Origin of the sequence: Mycobacterium gordonae (assembly GCF_001417955.2) — a bacterium.
In the GTDB taxonomy this organism is placed as follows: Bacteria; Actinomycetota; Actinomycetes; order Mycobacteriales; family Mycobacteriaceae; genus Mycobacterium; species Mycobacterium gordonae_B.
Genome location: NZ_LKTM01000102.1, coordinates 1 through 4281, shown reverse-complemented (window position 1 = coordinate 4281; position 4281 = coordinate 1). Strand labels below are relative to the sequence as shown.

Sequence of the window (4281 nt, the reverse complement as noted above, 5' to 3'; positions counted from 1 at the left end):
TGAGTGTGACAGGTTTGGCTGGCCCCGTTTGGTCGCAGAATGTCAGGTTTGAGTGGCTCCACCGCGACTCGCCGGGCAGGTTGTGTCAGGTTTGAGTGGCCCCACTTCATCGTCGCCGTAAGGGGACGACGACAGGAGCCAGAGTGGGGTCCAGGGTGGAATTGTTCGAGCAGATCCGACGGGATTCCCGGGTGGATGGATTGTCGGTACGGGCGCTGGCCAAACGACATCGGGTGCATCGCCGAACTATTCGGCAGGCGTTGATCTCGGCGCAGCCACCGCAACCGGCGCCGCGGCGGTGGCGGGCCCGCAAGATCGACCCATTCGTCGGGGCGATTGATGACATGCTGCGGACTGATCGTGATGCCCCGCGTAAGCAGCGGCACACTGCTCGGCGGATTTTGGCCCGGTTGATCGACGAGCATGACGCCGCAGACCTGGTGTCGTATTCGACGTTGCGGGATTATGTGGCCAAGCGGCGGCCCGAAATCGCTGCGGAGACAGGCGATCAGCTGGTTGAGGCGTTCGTGCCGCAGACCCATGAGCCGGGGTGTGAGGCTGAGGTCGATTTCGCTGAACTGTATGTCGATTTGCCCGAGGGCCGCACGAAATGCTTTCTGTTCACGATGCGGCTGTCGATGTCGGGCAAGGCTGTGCACCGGGTGTATGCGACCCAGTCCCAGGAGGCGTTTCTGGAAGGCCATTTAGCGGCGTTCGACGAGTTCGGCGGCATCCCGACCGGCCACATCCGGTATGACAACTTGAAGTCCGCGGTGAGTCGGGTGTTGTTCGGTGATCGCGACCGGATCGAAAACCAGCGTTGGGTCTTGTTTAGATCACACCAGGGCTTCGAGGCGTTCTACTGCATCCCCGGGCTAGCCGGGGCGCATGAGAAGGGCGGTGTGGAAGGCGAGGGCGGACGGTTTCGGCGCAATCACCTGGTCCCGGTCCCCAAGGTGGCGTCGCTGGCACAGCTCAACGAGCGGCTGGCTCAAGCGGACCGCGACGATGACGACCGCCGGATCGGTCACCGGCTGCGCACCGTGGGTGAAGACTTCGCTATCGAGCAGCCACTGCTGCGGGCGCTGCCGGCCGAGCGGTTCGAACCGGGGCTGACCCTGACTCCCCGAGTTGATCGGCATGGGCGAATCATGGTGCGTAGCAGCCAGTATTCGGTGCCAGCGCGGTTCATCGGCCGACGAGTGCGGGTCCGGCTGCGTTCTAACGAGCTGCTCGTCTCCGATGGCAACACTCCGATCGCGCATCATGAGCGCTCGATCCGTAAAGGAGCTCAAGTCCTTGAATTGGATCACTACTTGGAGGTGTTGAAGATCAAACCCGGCGCTTTGCCGGGGGCTACCGCCTTGGTGCAGGCGCGGGCGGCCGGCACCTTCACCAGCGCCCATGAGGCGTTTTGGGCTGCTGCTCGCAAGGCGCACGGTGATGCTGCGGGCACCCGGGCATTGATCGACGTGCTGCTATTGCACCGGCACATGCGTCACGCCGATGTCATTGCCGGGTTGAGCGCCGCTCTCAACGTCGGGTCCACCAATGCTGATGTGGTGGCCGTGGAAGCTCGCCTTGCTGCCCACCACCACGGCGGCGGCGCCACAGTCGATGCAGCCCTAGCGGACACGTCCCCCGTTGAGCAGCAGCGGCGGGTGATCAGTCTGACCGAGCGGCGGCTCACCGACCCGGCTGCGGTGATCGCCGGGCTGCCGCCTGACACCCGAGCAGTGCCCTCGCTGGCCGGCTACGACGAGCTGTTGATCCGCCGCGCCGCCAGAACTGCGCAACTCCCGCTGCCTGTGACCGGAGGGGTCAGCTGATGGGCGCACCGATGCGACGACGTCGAGGATTGAGCGCCCAGGCCGCTGATGCTGCGGTTGATCAAGCATGTCGGCAACTACGGCTGCCCTCGGTGCGGGGGTTGTTCGCCGACATGGTGGCCACCGCGGAGAAAGAACAACTCACCTATCAGGGATTCTTGGCGGAGTTGTTGTTGGCCGAGTGTGATGACCGGGCCCGACGCCGCTCGGTCCGCCGGGTCAAAGCCGCAGGGTTTCCTCGGGAGAAGTGGTTGGGAGACTTCGATTTCGAGGCCAACCCGAACATCAACCCGGCCACTATCCACACTCTGGCCACCAGCGCCTGGGTACGAGCCGGCCAACCCTTGTGTTTGATCGGGGACTCCGGCACCGGTAAAAGCCACCTGCTGATCGCGTTGGGCACCGCGGCTGCTGAAGCTGGATTCCGGGTGAAGTACACCCTGGCGACCAAGTTGGTCAACGAACTCGTCGAAGCCGCCGACGAGAAGGTCCTGGCGAAAACGATCGCCCGTTACGGCAGAGTGGATCTCATCTGCGTTGACGAATTGGGTTACATGGAGCTAGACCGTCGCGGCGCGGAGCTGTTGTTTCAGGTATTGACCGAGCGCGAAGAAAAGAATTCGGTTGCTATCGCCTCAAACGAGTCGTTCTCAGGATGGACCAAAACCTTCACCGACCCACGCCTATGCGCAGCCATCGTGGACCGACTTACCTTTGGCGGCAACATCATCGAGACCGGAACCCAATCCTACCGACTGGCCCACACCAAAGCAGCACACACCGCCGCGAAATGAGGGGTCTGGCTCACCGCAGCGGAGATCAATCCTCACTCCGCGACCGTGGCGGCCATCAATGCGCGCAGCGCGGCATCTGCCGGGCCCGCGATCGGATCATCAAGGGAGCCAATGAAGACCGCAGCTATCTCGCCCGGATCGGCGGCGGCGATGGAGCGCCAGGCAGCTAGATTGGGGTGATCGACATCGGTCGCCGCCTCAGCGGGCTGCAGTTCAACAATCGCCCGAGCCAAATATGCTGCCGAGATTGGGATTTCGTGCGTCCCGCAGGAATAGCCCACCACCTCGGCCAAGATCACCGCCGGCAACCCATGAGTCCCACCCGGCCGGTTCACATACGGGAAAACCCACTCGTGCCCGCACCGGAACCCAACCGCATAAGCCACCGGCGCCGCCCAGCCATCGATCCGACCACTACGAGCACGCCGAATCTCATGCAGCCCCGCCAGCGTTGACCAATCCTCGACGATCACGAACCGATTCAACCACCCTGGGTTCAGCAGTACCCGGGTCCATGCCAGCGGGGCTGGTCTCTGACGGTGCGGCGATACGCTGTTGTCGTGGGATCAACGCGCCTCGACACAGCACGAGTCCAGGCCGCTCGGGGCATGATCAACCCGATTTTCCTCGACACGCCGTTGTACCGATGCGAGGCCCTAGAGAGCAGCCTCGGCTGCAAAGTGAGTATCAAGCTCGAGACGGCGAACCCCGTTCGAAGCTTCAAAGCCCGCGGCGCCGAGGTGGTCGCCAGCCTCCTAGCCGAAAACGGTTCGCGAGCCCTGGTGTGCGCCAGCGCGGGCAACCTTGGCCAAGCCCTCGCCTGGTCCGGTCGAATCCGGGATCTCGAAGTCACCGTGGTGGCATCCCGGTTTGCGCCAGCAGCCAAACTCGCCCGCATCCGCGCCCTGGATGCCACGTTAGAGCTGGTCGACGGCGACATCGAAATGGCGCGCGAGCAAGCAGCCGACATCGCGCGCCAGCACAGTATTCGCCTGGTCGAAGACAGCCAGGACATCGAAACCTGCGAAGGCGCAGCGACAATCGGCCTCGAACTCGCCGAGGCCACGACCCACTTCGATGCCGCCCTAATCGCTCTGGGAGGCGGGGCACTCGCCACCGGAGTCGGCCACGTGATGAAGGCGATGAGACCCGAAGTCGAAGTGATCTGCATCCAACCGCACGGCGCACCCGCGATGACCTACTCCTGGCGCGAACGCCGCGTCATCACCACCGACTCAACCAACACCATCGCTGACGGCGTCGCCGGGCGACATCCCATTCCAGCCGTCCTCGACGACCTACTCGTCGTCGCCGACGACGCCACCCTGGTACACGAGGCGTCGATCATCGCTGGCATGAAAATGCTCCACGACCACGCCGGCCTGATCGTCGAACCATCGGCCGCCCTCGGCATCGCCGCCATCATCGAAGACCGCGACCGGTTCGCAGGCCGACACGTCGCCACCATCGTGTGCGGCAGCAACGTGGACCTCGACACCTACCACCGCTGGATCGACGGAGCACCAACGGTTCCCAAGTAGCGCACCAACGCTCGTCATCGTCGCTCGAAAAAACACCTTCCACACGTTGCCCAACGCACGCCAAGATGGGGCCAACCCAACGTGTCCTCCCGGGCCCGATCAAACTTGACAGACTCA

Annotated in this window: 4 protein-coding genes; 3 read left to right on the top strand and 1 reads right to left on the bottom strand. The window is 63.7% G+C overall.

Annotation, left to right across the window (positions count from 1 at the left end; all coding sequences use genetic code 11):
• Positions 1–143 precede the first annotated feature (143 nt).
• Positions 144–1829 carry an IS21 family transposase gene (istA, locus tag AO501_RS10735; protein WP_055577702.1) on the top strand — a complete coding sequence of 562 codons (1686 nt, stop codon included), beginning with the start codon at positions 144–146 and terminating at the stop codon, positions 1827–1829.
• Positions 1829–2623 (top strand): IS21-like element helper ATPase IstB, encoded by a 795-nt coding sequence (gene istB / locus AO501_RS10730; protein ID WP_055577701.1) that lies wholly within the window; start codon positions 1829–1831, stop codon positions 2621–2623. Before istA ends, istB begins: the two co-directional genes overlap by 1 nt.
• 32 nt (positions 2624–2655) lie before the next feature.
• Here the strand turns inward: istB and AO501_RS37085 are convergent, their stop codons facing one another.
• Positions 2656–3096: a hypothetical protein gene (locus AO501_RS37085; RefSeq protein WP_063892852.1), complete on the bottom strand. Its 441-nt coding sequence runs from the start codon at positions 3094–3096 to the stop codon at positions 2656–2658.
• Between the two features lie 87 nt (positions 3097–3183).
• Between AO501_RS37085 and AO501_RS10720 the strand changes: the two genes are divergently transcribed.
• Positions 3184–4164: a threonine ammonia-lyase gene (locus tag AO501_RS10720; RefSeq protein ID WP_156297955.1), complete on the top strand. Its 981-nt coding sequence runs from the start codon at positions 3184–3186 to the stop codon at positions 4162–4164.
• Positions 4165–4281 lie beyond the last annotated feature (117 nt).